Source organism: Acinetobacter sp. YH12126, from assembly GCF_013418745.1.
Taxonomy (GTDB): Bacteria; Pseudomonadota; Gammaproteobacteria; order Pseudomonadales; family Moraxellaceae; genus Acinetobacter; species Acinetobacter amyesii.
This window is the reverse complement of the sequence record NZ_VPBM01000002.1, coordinates 385,305-398,830: the sequence shown is the minus strand read 5'-3', so window position 1 is coordinate 398,830 and position 13,526 is coordinate 385,305. Positions and strand designations below refer to the sequence as shown.

Sequence of the window (13,526 nt, the reverse complement as noted above, 5' to 3'; positions counted from 1 at the left end):
TTTATAAAATCACAAATTTCAAATGTCATATAGAGTAAGTTTGTGATAAAAAATTGCCAAAATAAAATCACGGTTTGTCTCAAAACTATACAGTGGGTCATATGCCCACTTCAAATCGCGTTATACTGATATAAACTGATGATTTTATTTTAGTAGTTTCTTCCATTTAAGCGAGATAGCAATGAGTCAACCCGAATCGACCTCTCAAGACATTTTACCGACTTGGGTAGATTCTTCGCTGATTAAAGGAATGTTGCGCGGTATTGAGCGTGAAAGCTTACGTATGCAAAGCAACGGTTTCTTGTCTCAGGCCGACCATCCCCAAGCTTTGGGTGCGGCTTTGACTCATCCGCATATCACGACAGACTATTCTGAAGCTTTAATGGAATTTATCACGCCGCCAAAAGAAACTATTACAGAGGCGTTGAACTATCTGCAAGATATTCATGCTGTTGCACATACGCATTTAGAACATGGTGAAAAACTTTGGCCATTGTCGATGCCATGCATGTTGGATAAAGACGAAGACAGTATTCGTTTAGCGCAATATGGCAGCTCGAATATAGGACGTTTTAAAACCTTGTACCGTCGTGGTTTAGGGGTGCGCTATGGTCGCCGGATGCAGACCATTTCAGGGGTGCATTATAATTTATCCTTCCCAGATCATTTCTTTGAAGCACTGCAACAGCACGAAACTGACGATGCCCTTAAAGCATTGAGCTTACAGGATTATCGCAGTCATCGTTATTTTGGCCTGATCCGTAATTTTATCCGTTTAACGCCATTGGTGATGTTTTTGGTTGGGGCGAGCCCGTCGGTGTGTAAATGTTTTATGACCGGACGTGAACATCAGCTGTTACCGCTCTTAAAAGGCACGCTATTTTTACCCTATGCAACGGCGCTGCGTATGGGAAATTTTGGTTATCAAAATTCGGCACAAAAACAGTTAGGGATTCACTACAACGACATTCAGGCGTATTTAGAAGGTTTGCAAAAAGCGGTCCATACCCCGTATGCCGCATTTAGTCATTTAGGTTTAAATGATGAACAGGGTGAACCGATTCAAATTAATGACCATGTGTTGCAAATTGAAAATGAATACTACAGTTTGGTTCGTCCGAAACAAGTGCCACAGGATGGTGAAACACCATCTGAAGCCCTGCAAAATCGTGGCGTAGGTTATGTTGAATTACGTGCGGTAGACGTCAATCCTTATAGCCCGATTGGGATCAATGAAGACACGGCAGGCTTGCTCGAAGTGGTGGCTTTATACTGTTTATTGCAAGACAGCCCAGCATTGTTAGATGCCGAACAAAATGAAATTGAGAAAAATCAAGCGGAAGTGGTAAACCGTGGTCGTGCGCCAAACGCAGTGATTTTACAGCAAGGCCAAGCGGTTCCAATTGAAACATGGTGTCGTACACATGTTGCTGCGATGCAACCGTTGGCTGAATTGCTGGATGATTCTTACAATACAGATATTTACACTCAGGCAATGGCTGTGATGCAATCACGCATCGATGAAGTCGATGAAACATTGTCGGCACGTATGATTAGCGATACTTTAGAACAAGGTGGAACTTGGGGCTTTGGTAGCTTTATGGCCTTACAACATGCTGAAGTGTATGAGCAGCATGTCTTGAGCCCTGAAACTGCTGCATATTTTGCACAAGCTGCTGAGCAGTCTTTAGAAAAACAGGCTGAACTTGAGCAAGACTGTACCTTGAGTTTTGAAGAATATTTGAAAAACTTTAGATAAAAAATTTTAAGAGGATTTACCATGAAATGGAGTTTCCGCTTCGTGAGTGGTTTGTTGTTTTTAGCCAGCGTGATCGGTATGTCTTTTGCGCTGTTTTTAGAACATGTACAAGGCTTAGAACCATGTCCGTTGTGCGTATTCCAACGTATTGGTTTGATTGGACTCGGCATCATTTCATTGATTGCATTGATTCACAATCCAGCATCGAATTGGGGTAAACGCATTTACGCATTGTTGGGGACACTATCAATTCTTTGGTCTGCTGGGGTGGCTGCGCGTCATATTTGGCTGCAAAATTTACCGCCAGACAAAGTACCGAGCTGTGGCCCAGGACTGGATTATTGGGTAGAAACGCTGCCGTTAAAATCAGTCTTTGAGCAAGTACTGACCGGCTCTGGTGAATGTGCCAAAGTGGATTGGACCTTCTTGGGACAATCATTACCGGTTTGGTCATTGGTGTTTTTTGCGGTATTAACCTTGCTCAGTCTTTGGCAGTTATTGCGTAAATATCCAAGCAAACCAGTGCCACGTTTACGTGATAAATTTTAATTCAGTGATACATAAAAAAGCCCTCAGTTGAGGGCTTTTTTTTACGAGTCTGCATGGGGGAAATTTACGTTAGGGCAATGCCTTCCATACTTTCCAAGTCCATCATAAATTCATAGATATGATCACAAGCTTTATCGTCATTGTTTGGATAGAACCAATGCACGATTTGCTCGGCTACTTGCGGATGATGCTGAATTTCAAAATGGTTCAGGCCATAAAAAATCGCTTTATGTGAATCTGGCACCTTCAGTTGATAACGTGCATTTGGATGTTCCCCCAACGCACTTTTCACACTGACCAAGTAATCTCCAATCACATGTCGCGTTTTATTGCGACGATGTTCATATTCAATGGTCCCTGCAACGAGGTAGGTATTGATATGCGATGGAATCGGGGCTGGTTTACGGTTGTCGTCCATGAGTCCAATACGGACATCATTATGTTCCCAATCATCATCACGCACGCTGCCATAGCGCAAATCTAAAATGCCGTTACTGCGAATATTCACCACGTGGCCCACGATTTTGACCAAGGGGAAACGCCCCAATTGATCTTGCAGATGAAATCCGATACGTTCAAGCACAGCACCATGATGCGGTGAGCCTAAGCAGACTAGATTTTCTACTTGATGAATCCATTGATACATATTTTGTTTGCCATAAAAAATGGCACTACGGGACACTAAGCCCCCCATACTATGACCAATTAAGTCGATACTGGTAATACCCGGGTTGCGACGGACCAAATCTTCTAATGTATTGGCAAGGCTGCGACCATTGGTCGAGATACGACGACCCGTGTTGTAATTTAAATACAGCATGGTGTTGTGGTCACGTTGAGAAAGTAATTTTTCACCAATGCCGCCATATTTGGCTGTCGACCATGACAGATGATTCATGCAGAGCCCATGAATCAGTAGGGTAATACGACCAGTTAATTCACCTTTTTGTACCGCACCATAATGGTCGTAAACCACCATCGGTAAAGCCATCGGGTTGTGATATTTCAGTAAATAGTCGCCCAAGACCCCATTCAGCGCGCCCACTAGAAAATGTAAAGACGGGGTGAGGGGTTTGTCGTGTAAGCGTGGGAATTTTTCAATAATGCTACGCAGCGTCGGTGCGAGTAAATAATTGCCATAATTGAAAAAGGTGTTGTAAGAAAATTCATAAATCCGTGCAATGGTCGGCTGCTTATGAAAGGCTTTCGAGCCTTGTTCGCTCATTCCAAAAATACTGATTAAAATTTCACGTTGAATGTTTTTGATCAAGTCATGCACGACATCACTAAAACGTATTGTCACGAGTTGTGCCAAACCTTCCAGCACATCTGCTTGACTGGGTGGCGTGCGGTCCCATTTACAATAGGTTTCATGCAATGGTGTTAAGCTAGGCATAATGTTCCTATCCTTACATTCAATGCTATCCCTCGATTGTATTTATTACTGGAATAGCCTGAAGTTTCATTGTTTATTTTATAAAATTCTCACGAACAGCTTTTACAATACCGATAACAGACCTGTCGGTGAATGCCTTTTGTCTGACAATTTTACTAAAAATTCAAATTTAGAAAATGTGACGCAGTTAGCACTTATATGCCACTTTTAAAGCAATTTAAAGATCAATTTGGAATCAAAATGATGAATATTGTGTATTTGCATGGTTTTCAAAGTAACTCAAATTCAGTGAAAGGACAGATACTGCGGCGCCATTGCGCAGACTTAAATGGTGTGCACGTGCATTTGCCAGATTTGAATATGCCACCGCTACAGGTAATGCAGCAGATGTCAGAGCTGATTGACGGTCTAGATGATGTGGTTTTGGTCGGTAGCAGTTTAGGTGGCTTTTATGCGACGCAGTTGATGACACGCCATCACATTCCTGCGGTGCTCATCAATCCTGCGGTCTATCCATGGCAATTATTTCGTGATTTATTTGGTGAGACGGCATTGCCTTATCAGGTGACTGAAACGTGGTGCTTGGATGATGCACAGCTCAATCAAATGCAGGCTTTGGCTGTATCTAAGGTTGAAAATGCAGATCAACTGTTGGTCTTGCTCCAACAAGGTGATGAAACCTTGGATTATCGTGATGCCACTAGGTTTTATAGTGCGGTTCAAGCCGGCACGGCTATGCTGATCACTGAGGTGGGTGGAACACATGGCATGGATGATTTTGCAGAAAAAATACCGATGCTCTTGCAGTTTTTATCTGATGCTGTCAAAAATATGCCTAAATAAAATGATCCAATACAAATGCTGAAAAGTTAGATCCAACATACAAAAAATGGGCAGTTACGACATCATTTGACGTTTAAATTGTTTAAGAAAATGGCGGCTGATCGCAAGAGATATGCATTTTAATAAAAAAGCATATACTGTAGCGCTTGAAGAAATGTTTTAACCAAAAAAGCAGGGAATTTTGCAACGTGACGCAATATACGGCTCAATCACTTGAAGTTTTATCTGGCCTAGATCCGGTACGTCGTCGTCCGGGTATGTATACAGACACTACACGACCAAACCATTTGGCACAGGAAGTGATAGATAACTCCGTCGATGAAGCGCTTGCAGGTCATGCCAACAAAATTACTGTGACGGTTTATAAAGATGGTTCTTTGTCGGTAGAAGACAATGGACGCGGTATGCCTGTTGATATTCATCCTGAGTATGGCCAAAGCGGGATTGAAATTATTCTGACCAAATTACATGCCGGTGGTAAGTTCAGTACCGATAACTACCAATTTTCAGGTGGTTTACACGGTGTGGGTATTTCGGTGGTGAACGCACTGTCAGATCGTGTTGAAGTGGAAGTTCAGCGTCAAGGCAATCTATATAAAATGGCCTTTGAACATGGCGTTCCTGTGGCACCGCTTGAGGTGTTGGAAGGTAAATGCGCTAAACGTGCAACGGGTACTACCGTGCATTTTTGGCCTGAAGCCAAATATTTTGATTCGCCTAAATTTGCGCTGAAAGCCTTAAAACACAACTTAAAAGCCAAGGCTGTTTTGGCGGCAGGCTTGCAGATTATTTATATCGATCAAATCAACAACGAAAAGATCGAATGGCAATTTGAAAATGGTCTGGTCGACTATTTGATGGATGAGCTACAAGACCGTGACATCGTTCCTGTTCCTGCATTTGTGGCGACTGGTGAAGCTGAACGTGCTAGTGCTGAATTTGCCATTTGCTGGAACGTTGAAGGCGGCGAACAGATTCAAGAAAGTTATGTCAATTTGATTCCAACTGCGCAAGGCGGTACACATGTCAACGGTTTACGTTCGGGTGTGACAGATGCGATTCGTGAGTTCTGTGAATTACGTAACTTGTTGCCGCGTAATATGAAGCTGTCTGCCGAAGATGTGTGGGATGGTGTCAACTTTATTCTGTCTTTAAAATTCCAAGAGCCACAATTTTCGGGTCAAACTAAAGAACGACTTTCAAGCCGTGAAGCCTCTAGTGTGGTGTTAAATATTGCCAAAGATGCCTTTGCACTGTGGCTGAATCAAAACTCCGATATTGCTATGCAACTGGCAGAAATGGTGATTGCCAAGGCCGGTCGCCGTTTAAAAGCTGCGAAAAAAGTTGAACGTAAGAAAATCGTTTCAGGTCCAGCTTTACCGGGTAAACTGGCTGACTGTGTGGGGCATACCCTCGAAGAATCAGAACTGTTTATTGTGGAAGGGGATTCTGCAGGTGGTTCTGCCAAACAAGCACGTGATAAGAACTTCCAAGCGATCATGCCGATCCGCGGTAAGATTTTAAATACTTGGGAAGTGTCTTCTGATGAAGTCTTAGCATCGCAAGAAGTACACGATATTGCAATTGCCATTGGCGTTGATCCGGGCAGTGACGACTTGTCAGAACTACGTTATGGCAAGATTTGCATCTTGGCCGATGCCGACTCAGATGGTTTGCACATTGCAACTTTACTTTGCGCACTATTCGTCAAACATTTCCATACTTTAGTTGAGGAAGGACATCTGTTTGTGGCGATGCCACCGCTGTTCCGTATAGATGACAATAAAGATGTGCACTATGCCTTGGATGAAGATGAACTAGAAAGCATCTTAAAGAAATGTAAAACCAAAAATCCTCAAATCACTCGATTTAAAGGGCTAGGCGAGATGAACGCGAGTCAGCTGCGTGAAACCACCATGGATCCCGATACACGTCGTTTAGTGCAACTGGACTTGGATGACGTACAGTTTACTTCAGGTTTACTCGACAAATTATTGGCGAAGAAACGCTCTTCAGACCGTAAACACTGGCTAGAGCAGAAGGGTAATTTAGCCGATTTGGCAGTTTAAAATGGCAATAAGAAAAAACCACGTAAGTGGTTTTTTTTGCTTCAAATGTAGGAAAAGCTGCATGATTTGTGTGCTAAAACACCGTGTTTTTTGAAAAACGTCGCAAAATTGTTCAATTATAGGTCAAATGTTGGATACAAGTTTGTATGCATCTTTGCGGTGATTTGACTGTGTTTGAGTCGACCCATAAAAAAATACAAGCAGGTTTTTTGAATATAACTATATGAAAAATAATATTTAAAAATAAATAAAAGCACTCAATCAAAATAAAAAATAAGGCTTGGCACAGTTATTGAATTGCTCTGTTGTGATGAAAGACAACAAATGCATTTTAAAAATGTGAATTACAAGCTTAGGTTGGGAGTGTGAATAATGTTTCAACGCAATGTATTTGCTAAAAGTATTTTAGCGGCAACGATGACTGGGGCGATTGCTTTAACGGGCTGTTCAAAACCTGCAGAAGAAAAAACAGAAAGCGCTACATCAGAACCAAAAGCCGCTGCAGCAAGTGGCGATACTATTAAAGTCGGGATCTTACATTCGCTGTCAGGCACGATGGCGATCTCAGAAACTTCTCTAAAAGATACGGCCTTGATGGCGATTAATGAAATTAATGCCAATGGCGGGGTATTGGGCAAAAAACTAGAACCTGTGGTGGTGGATCCGGCATCGGACTGGCCACTATTTGCGGAAAAAACCCGTCAGTTGATTACCCAAGACAAAGTAGCCGTGATTTTTGGTTGCTGGACGTCGGTATCTCGTAAGTCGGTTTTACCCGTGGTTGAAGAATTAAATGGCTTATTGTTCTACCCTGTTCAGTATGAAGGTCAGGAACAGTCTAAAAATATTTTCTACACAGGTGCAGCACCGAATCAGCAAGCGATTCCTGCTGTTGAATATCTGATGAGTGAAGAGGGTGGTAAGGCAGAACGCTTTGTACTATTGGGCACAGACTATGTTTACCCACGTACCACCAACAAAATCTTACGTGCATTTTTGAAGTCGAAAGGCATTGCCGATGCAGACATCATGGAAGAATATACCCCATTTGGTCATAGCAACTATCAAACCATTGTGGGCAATGTGAAGAAGTTTGCGGCAGGGAAAAAGACTGCTGTGATCTCGACCATTAACGGCGATTCAAATGTGCCGTTCTATCGTGAATTGGGCAACCAAGGCATCAAAGCTGCGGATATTCCAGTGATGGCGTTCTCTGTAGGTGAAGAGGAATTACGCGGTATCGACACCAAGCCGCTGGTCGGACACTTGGCATCGTGGAACTACTTCATGTCAGTGAAAAATCCAGTGAATACTGAATTCACCAATAAAATGAAGCAGTATGCCGTGGAATACAAACTGCCAAATGCCGATAAATTTGTGACCAATGACCCGATGGAGGCTACCTATGTCGGCATCAATATGTGGAAACAAGCGGTAGAAAAAGCAGGAAGCACAGATGTCGATAAAGTGCGTGAAGCTATGGCCGGCCAAGAATTTAAAGCGCCATCGGGCTATACCTTGCAAATGGATGCGTCGAACCATCATTTGCATAAACCAGTCATGATTGGTCAGATCCGTGCCGATGGTCAGTTTGATGTGGTACACAAAACGGCAAAAACCATTGCTGCAGAGCCATGGAGCCCGTACATCCCTAAATAATTCAATTCGAATGCCTGTTGCTATTGTGTAGCAGGCATTTTTTGATGTGATCCCTAGATGGGGTTGTTCTATTACTCAATAGGGATGCTTATAAGATGAAAAAATTACGCAATTTCCCGATCCTTTTTCTATTCCTGAGCCAATTATTCTGTCTGCAAATCGTGCATGCAGAAACTGCAGCGGATGTGGTGTCTACGGTGCAATCTGTGCAGCAAGGTGACGCCATTCAGCAATTTGTTCGCGGGAGTTTTACCGAGCGACGTAGTTTACTGAATCAATGGCCGGGCGATATTGAATCCTTAGATCAGTTGGCCGCATTGGTCGAAAAAGACCAGTTATATAGTGGTCAAAGCGGTCAAACCTATATTTTAGAAACTGACGAAAAATTATTGAGCTATCCAGATTTGCAAACCGTGACGGATTGGCCTGCCGATTTATCTCAAGTCACTTTGGTGAATACCCTTCGTAAAGCCTTAACGTTTGCTCAAGCGAAAGAAAAGCTGCAATCGGATGATTTAAACCAGCGTTTAGATGCGATCGATATTTTAGAAAATAACTTGGCTGAGTTGGATGTTAAAAATATTAATCAATTGTATTTAAATGAAAAAAATAACAAAGTTAAAGCCCGTTTAGCGCAGCTCAAAGCGCGCTTGGACTATCAAAATCCCGATGTTTTACAAAAAATACAGGCGGCCAAAGTGCTGCAAGATTCTAACCGTCCCGATGTATTGGCGATGGTGGAACAGGACTTACAACAAGCCAATCTGCATCCCGAGTTAAAAGCCGCACTGACAGAAGCCAAGAGCAATATTAAAACTCGTATTCAGGCCAGTGAATGGACTGGGCATGTCTTTTCCGGACTTAGCACGGCCAGTATTTTACTGCTGGCGGCGTTGGGCTTAGCCATCACTTATGGTCTGCTTGGCGTAATTAACATGGCACATGGTGAACTGATCATGATCGGGGCCTATACCACGTATGTGGTGCAAAGCCTGTTTAAGAGTCATCTCAGTAGCTATGTCGATTGGTACTTGATTGCCGCGATTCCTGCCGCATTTATTGTAAGTGCTTTGATCGGCATGTTGATTGAACGTACCGTTATTCGTCCCTTGTATGGCCGTCAATTGGAAACACTATTAGCCACCTTTGGTGTGAGCTTAATTTTAATGCAAGTGGTGCGCATGGTTTTTGGTGCGCAGAACGTTGAGGTGTCGAATATTTCCTGGCTGTCAGGAGGCATTGCTGTGACACCGAGCCTGATGCTGCCTTATAACCGTATTGCCATTATTGGCTTTACCATTGCGGTACTGTTGTTGCTGGTTTACTTGCTGAATAAAACCCGCTTTGGTTTATTTGTTCGTGCCGTGACGCAAAACCGTCAAATGGCACAGGCCGTAGGTATCCGTTCTAGCCGCATTGACATGATGGCTTTTGGTTTAGGTTCGGGGCTTGCAGGTCTAGCAGGCTGTGCCTTAGCACAAGTCGGCAATGTCGGTCCTGATTTAGGACAAAACTATATTATTGATGCGTTCTTGGTGGTTGTGGTTGGCGGTGTTGGCCAAGTATGGGGCGCAGTATTGGCGGCTTTAGGTCTAGGTGTCAGTGGCACAGTGCTGGAAATCGGCATGGGTGCAGTCTTAGCGAAAATTATTCTACTGGTTCTTGTGATTTTGTTTATTCAAAAACGTCCACAAGGTTTGTTTGCCATCAAAGGCCGTTTTGTGGAGTAAGCGCATGAAAATCACTTCGTTATTGTCGGATAAACCTTATAGCGGTATGGCAATTGCCGTGTGCTTTGCCATTTTACTGATTTTGCCTTGGCTACATGTATTGCCAGCCGATTCAGCACTGCATTTATCAGCGTATTGGGTCACGCTCATAGGCAAGATTATGTGTCTCGCCTTGGTGGCATTGGCCTTAGATTTGGTTTGGGGCTATGCCGGCATTTTAAGTTTGGGGCATGGTTTGTACTTTGCCTTGGGCGGCTATGCCTTTGGCATGTATCTCATGCGTGAAGCGGCAGGCGATGGCTTACCCGATTTTATGCGCTTTTTGAGTTGGACTGAGCTACCGTGGTACTGGATGGGCACTGAACATATCGTGTGGGCATTGGCTTTGGTGGTTTTAGTTCCGGGATTGATTGCCTTCATTTTTGGCTTCTTTGCCTTCCGCTCAAAAATTAAAGGCGTGTATTTTTCAATTATCACCCAAGCCATGACCTTTGCCGCGGCGCTACTGTTTTTCCGCAATGAAACAGGCTTTGGTGGTAACAACGGCTTTACCGGTTTTAAAACCATTTTGGGTATGGATATTACCTCTGCACCAATGCGTGCAACCTTGTGTTTCCTCACGGCACTGACTTTGCTGGTCTGTTTTGTCGGTTTACGTCACCTGATGAATAAACCCTATGGTCGCGTACTTGGTGCAATTCGTGACAGTGAAAACCGTTTGCAATATTTAGGTTATCGCACCTTATGGTACAAGCTCTCTGCATGGGTCTTGTCCGCTGTGATCGCAGGGATTGCAGGCGCTCTGTATGTCCCTCAAGTCGGTATTATTAACCCGAGTGAAATGAACCCTGTCAATTCGATTGAAATGGCGGTGTGGGTGGCTGCAGGGGGGCGCGGTACGCTGATTGGTCCGATATTGGGAGCAGGTTTGATCAATGGGGTGAAGACCTATTTTACGGTGGCTTATCCAGAGGCATGGCTATTGATTTTAGGTGCGCTGTTTATTGTGGTAACGATATTCCTGCCAAAAGGCGTGATTGGGCTATTAGAGCGGTTTAAAAAGGAGCGCAGCGAATGAATGATCAATGGGTTCAACCGCATGGCGGTCATGCTGCTGAAGGCTATGGGCGACCAAAGGAGCAGGGTGCAGATTTCAGTCACGGGATAGCCCTGTATTTGGAAAAAGTCAGCGTTTGGTTTGATTCTTTCCGCGCATTAAATGATTTGTCGTTATATATCAAAGAAGGTGAGCTGCGCTGCATCATTGGTCCCAATGGTGCAGGCAAAACCACGCTGATGGATGTGATTACGGGTAAAAATCGCCCAACAGAAGGTTCGGCTTTTTTTGGGCAAACCTATGATTTAGCAAAAATGAGCACGGAGCAAATAGCAGAAGCCGGGATCGGTCGTAAGTTTCAAAAGCCTACTGTATTTGAAAATTTTACTGTGATGGAAAACCTGTTATTGGCAGCACCGAAAGATAAACGGGTGAAAAAGAGTTTCTTCAGCAAACTCGATCCAGATGCGCAAAACGCCTTGGACGAATCTTTAGCACAAATCCGCTTAGAAGAATTGATCCATAAACCGGCAGGGCTGTTGTCACATGGTCAAAAGCAGTGGTTAGAAATAGGCATGCTACTGATGCAGCGTCCAAAGTTGATTCTGCTGGATGAACCCGTAGCAGGGATGACCGATGCTGAAACAGAGCGTACCGCAGAGCTGTGTTTAGAGTTGAAAAAGAACCATACCCTTGTTGTGGTTGAACATGACATGAGCTTTATTGACACCATCAGTGAAAAAGTCACCGTGTTGGCGCAAGGTGCGATTTTGGCCGAGGGTACATTGGCCGAAGTCCAAGCCAATGAAGATGTCATTGAAAAATATCTTGGACGTTAAGGAGCAGACCATGTTAGAAGTCAAAGACGTCAATCAGTTTTATGGTGGCAGTCATATTTTAAGAGATGTGACATTTGCCGCTCCCGTGGGGGCATGTTCAGTGGTGCTTGGGCGAAATGGTGTGGGTAAAACCACCTTATTAAAATGTTTAATGGGCATTTTACCGATCAAGTCAGGGCAGATCTTACTGGATGGCAAAGACATATCTAAGCTAAGTCCAGAACAGCGTGTACGTGAAGGCTTAGCTTATGTACCGCAAGGGCGGGATATTTTCTCGACCTTGACCGTTGAAGAAAATATTTTGATTGGGATGGCAAAATTTAAAGGCGCTAAGACCCGAAAAGTGCCAGAACATCTCTATGAGATTTTCCCCGTATTGGATGAAATGAAACATCGACGAGGTGGAGATTTATCTGGTGGTCAGCAGCAACAATTGGCGATTGCCCGTGCGCTTGCTTCCGAACCGAGGGTATTGATTTTAGATGAGCCGACCGAAGGCATTCAGCCCTCGATTATTAAAGACATTGGTCGTGTGATTCGTCAATTAGCCGATGGCGGAGAAATGGCGATTGTTTTGGTTGAGCAGTTTTACGATTTTGCAGAAGAACTGGCAGATGAATATACCGTGATGGCGCGGGGGCAAGTGATTGCACAAGGTGTCGGTAGTGAAATGCCTGAAAAAGGCATTCGGGAACTGGTGGCGATTTAGGTTGTTTAATACCCTCTTTTGCTCCATATTTGGGGCAAGAGAGGGGGTAGGTATTTTACTCACGGCTGTAATGCTTAAAGGGAGGAAATTTTTATGTGGATTAAAGTTCAATGTTTTCAGGCCAAAGAAAATAGCCACCATATTGATTGGGCTTGAATTCTCCTCCAATGAATTTACCTGAATCTGTAAGCGTATGCTTACCTTCTGCTTTTTCTTCAAGTAACCCTTTACTCACCAATAGTTCTAATAATTCAGGGGTTTTTAATTTGTGCTTTGCGGCGAGTTTTGAACTGGTTAATTTAGATTGTAAAAGTGATTCTTCTTCAATTTTTTCAATAGTAGGTTTTTCTGCTTTCACCTCATCTAAAGTAATGCGTACTTCATCGCTGATGCGAATAATACGTTGGGCTTCTTCATAGGCATCTTTAAAGACTTCATCATCTTCGTATTTACGAACTAAAATCCCCATTTCATTGTTATTTACTTGGCTAAATTCATAAAGATTTAAACTTGAAATAATGCATTCACCTTCATTTAAATAGCACTTTGCATGCAAATTTTTACAAAAGCTCACGCGGACATAATCCAGTTTTTGCATCCATTTTATTTCATCTGGATGTAAGTCACTTTTGCCGTAGACAATACGAATATCAATTTTCATACGGTCTTTATCTTCAAGAAGCTCCTTAATACGGTCATTTAAACGTAAATAGGGGCTGATTAAAATCAAACGCTCTTTGGCATTTTTGATTAACTCTTCAAGAAAGAAGTTAGTGCCACTGGTATTTAAGAATTTTGCCATTTATCCCCCTGATTATTTTTGATAATTTTAAATTTTAGCGCATAAAATTCATACTTTGAAATAATTCGCTTTTAAACTTTAGACATGCATTTGTTTTTTGATAGCAGGTGGTCT

General features: G+C 43.1%; 11 protein-coding genes. 9 read left to right on the top strand and 2 right to left on the bottom strand.

What is annotated here, in order from left to right; genetic code table 11:
- Window positions 1–181 precede the first annotated feature (181 nt).
- Both gshA and FTU62_RS01900 read left to right on the top strand, forming a co-directional pair.
- A complete protein-coding gene (gene gshA / locus FTU62_RS01905; protein WP_180024649.1) occupies window positions 182–1,759 on the top strand; it encodes a glutamate--cysteine ligase in 1,578 nt (525 codons plus the stop codon).
- Window positions 1,760–1,780: 21 nt separating this feature from the next.
- Window positions 1,781–2,308 carry a disulfide bond formation protein B gene (locus tag FTU62_RS01900; RefSeq protein WP_078190602.1) on the top strand — a complete coding sequence of 176 codons (528 nt, stop codon included), beginning with the start codon at window positions 1,781–1,783 and terminating at the stop codon, window positions 2,306–2,308.
- Between the two features lie 64 nt (window positions 2,309–2,372).
- On the opposite strand, the gene FTU62_RS01895 is transcribed toward FTU62_RS01900, so the two are convergent.
- Window positions 2,373–3,704, bottom strand: coding sequence for an alpha/beta hydrolase (locus FTU62_RS01895; RefSeq protein ID WP_180101682.1), 1,332 nt, complete (start codon window positions 3,702–3,704; stop codon window positions 2,373–2,375).
- Window positions 3,705–3,947: 243 nt separating this feature from the next.
- Here FTU62_RS01895 and FTU62_RS01890 point away from each other — a divergent pair, with 243 nt between their 5' ends.
- The 7 genes from FTU62_RS01890 (at window position 3,948) to urtE (ending at window position 12,610) form a co-directional block, all read left to right on the top strand.
- Window positions 3,948–4,547, top strand: coding sequence for a YqiA/YcfP family alpha/beta fold hydrolase (locus FTU62_RS01890; protein ID WP_180101733.1), 600 nt, complete (start codon window positions 3,948–3,950; stop codon window positions 4,545–4,547).
- Window positions 4,548–4,735: 188 nt separating this feature from the next.
- Window positions 4,736–6,616, top strand: coding sequence for a DNA topoisomerase IV subunit B (parE, locus tag FTU62_RS01885; RefSeq protein ID WP_180066486.1), 1,881 nt, complete (start codon window positions 4,736–4,738; stop codon window positions 6,614–6,616).
- A 372-nt stretch (window positions 6,617–6,988) separates the two neighbouring features.
- Window positions 6,989–8,275: an urea ABC transporter substrate-binding protein gene (gene urtA, locus FTU62_RS01880; RefSeq protein ID WP_180004371.1), complete on the top strand. Its 1,287-nt coding sequence runs from the start codon at window positions 6,989–6,991 to the stop codon at window positions 8,273–8,275.
- Between the two features lie 95 nt (window positions 8,276–8,370).
- Window positions 8,371–10,005, top strand: coding sequence for an urea ABC transporter permease subunit UrtB (gene urtB, locus FTU62_RS01875; RefSeq protein ID WP_180101681.1), 1,635 nt, complete (start codon window positions 8,371–8,373; stop codon window positions 10,003–10,005).
- A gap of 4 nt (window positions 10,006–10,009) precedes the next feature.
- Window positions 10,010–11,083 (top strand): urea ABC transporter permease subunit UrtC, encoded by a 1,074-nt coding sequence (urtC, locus tag FTU62_RS01870; protein ID WP_068532834.1) that lies wholly within the window; start codon window positions 10,010–10,012, stop codon window positions 11,081–11,083.
- A complete protein-coding gene (gene urtD, locus FTU62_RS01865) occupies window positions 11,080–11,901 on the top strand; it encodes an urea ABC transporter ATP-binding protein UrtD (protein ID WP_180101680.1) in 822 nt (273 codons plus the stop codon). Before urtC ends, urtD begins: the two co-directional genes overlap by 4 nt.
- Before the next feature lie 10 nt (window positions 11,902–11,911).
- Complete coding sequence (urtE, locus tag FTU62_RS01860) at window positions 11,912–12,610, top strand: urea ABC transporter ATP-binding subunit UrtE (protein WP_068532840.1); 699 nt, start codon at window positions 11,912–11,914, stop codon at window positions 12,608–12,610.
- A gap of 100 nt (window positions 12,611–12,710) precedes the next feature.
- Here the strand turns inward: urtE and FTU62_RS01855 are convergent, their stop codons facing one another.
- Window positions 12,711–13,412 carry a phospholipase D family protein gene (locus FTU62_RS01855; RefSeq protein WP_180035416.1) on the bottom strand — a complete coding sequence of 234 codons (702 nt, stop codon included), beginning with the start codon at window positions 13,410–13,412 and terminating at the stop codon, window positions 12,711–12,713.
- Between the last annotated feature and the right edge of the window lie 114 nt (window positions 13,413–13,526).

What these genes read in the sequence shown, in the direction of transcription:
- gshA (WP_180024649.1), top strand. Translation starts at nt 182, where the DNA reads ATGAGTCAACCCGAATCGACCTCTCAAGACATTTTACCGACTTGGGTA.
- FTU62_RS01900 (WP_078190602.1), top strand. Translation starts at nt 1,781, where the DNA reads ATGAAATGGAGTTTCCGCTTCGTGAGTGGTTTGTTGTTTTTAGCCAGC.
- FTU62_RS01895 (WP_180101682.1), bottom strand. Translation starts at nt 3,704, where the DNA reads ATGCCTAGCTTAACACCATTGCATGAAACCTATTGTAAATGGGACCGC.
- FTU62_RS01890 (WP_180101733.1), top strand. Translation starts at nt 3,948, where the DNA reads ATGAATATTGTGTATTTGCATGGTTTTCAAAGTAACTCAAATTCAGTG.
- urtA (WP_180004371.1), top strand. Translation starts at nt 6,989, where the DNA reads ATGTTTCAACGCAATGTATTTGCTAAAAGTATTTTAGCGGCAACGATG.
- urtB (WP_180101681.1), top strand. Translation starts at nt 8,371, where the DNA reads ATGAAAAAATTACGCAATTTCCCGATCCTTTTTCTATTCCTGAGCCAA.
- urtC (WP_068532834.1), top strand. Translation starts at nt 10,010, where the DNA reads ATGAAAATCACTTCGTTATTGTCGGATAAACCTTATAGCGGTATGGCA.
- urtD (WP_180101680.1), top strand. Translation starts at nt 11,080, where the DNA reads ATGAATGATCAATGGGTTCAACCGCATGGCGGTCATGCTGCTGAAGGC.
- urtE (WP_068532840.1), top strand. Translation starts at nt 11,912, where the DNA reads ATGTTAGAAGTCAAAGACGTCAATCAGTTTTATGGTGGCAGTCATATT.
- FTU62_RS01855 (WP_180035416.1), bottom strand. Translation starts at nt 13,412, where the DNA reads ATGGCAAAATTCTTAAATACCAGTGGCACTAACTTCTTTCTTGAAGAG.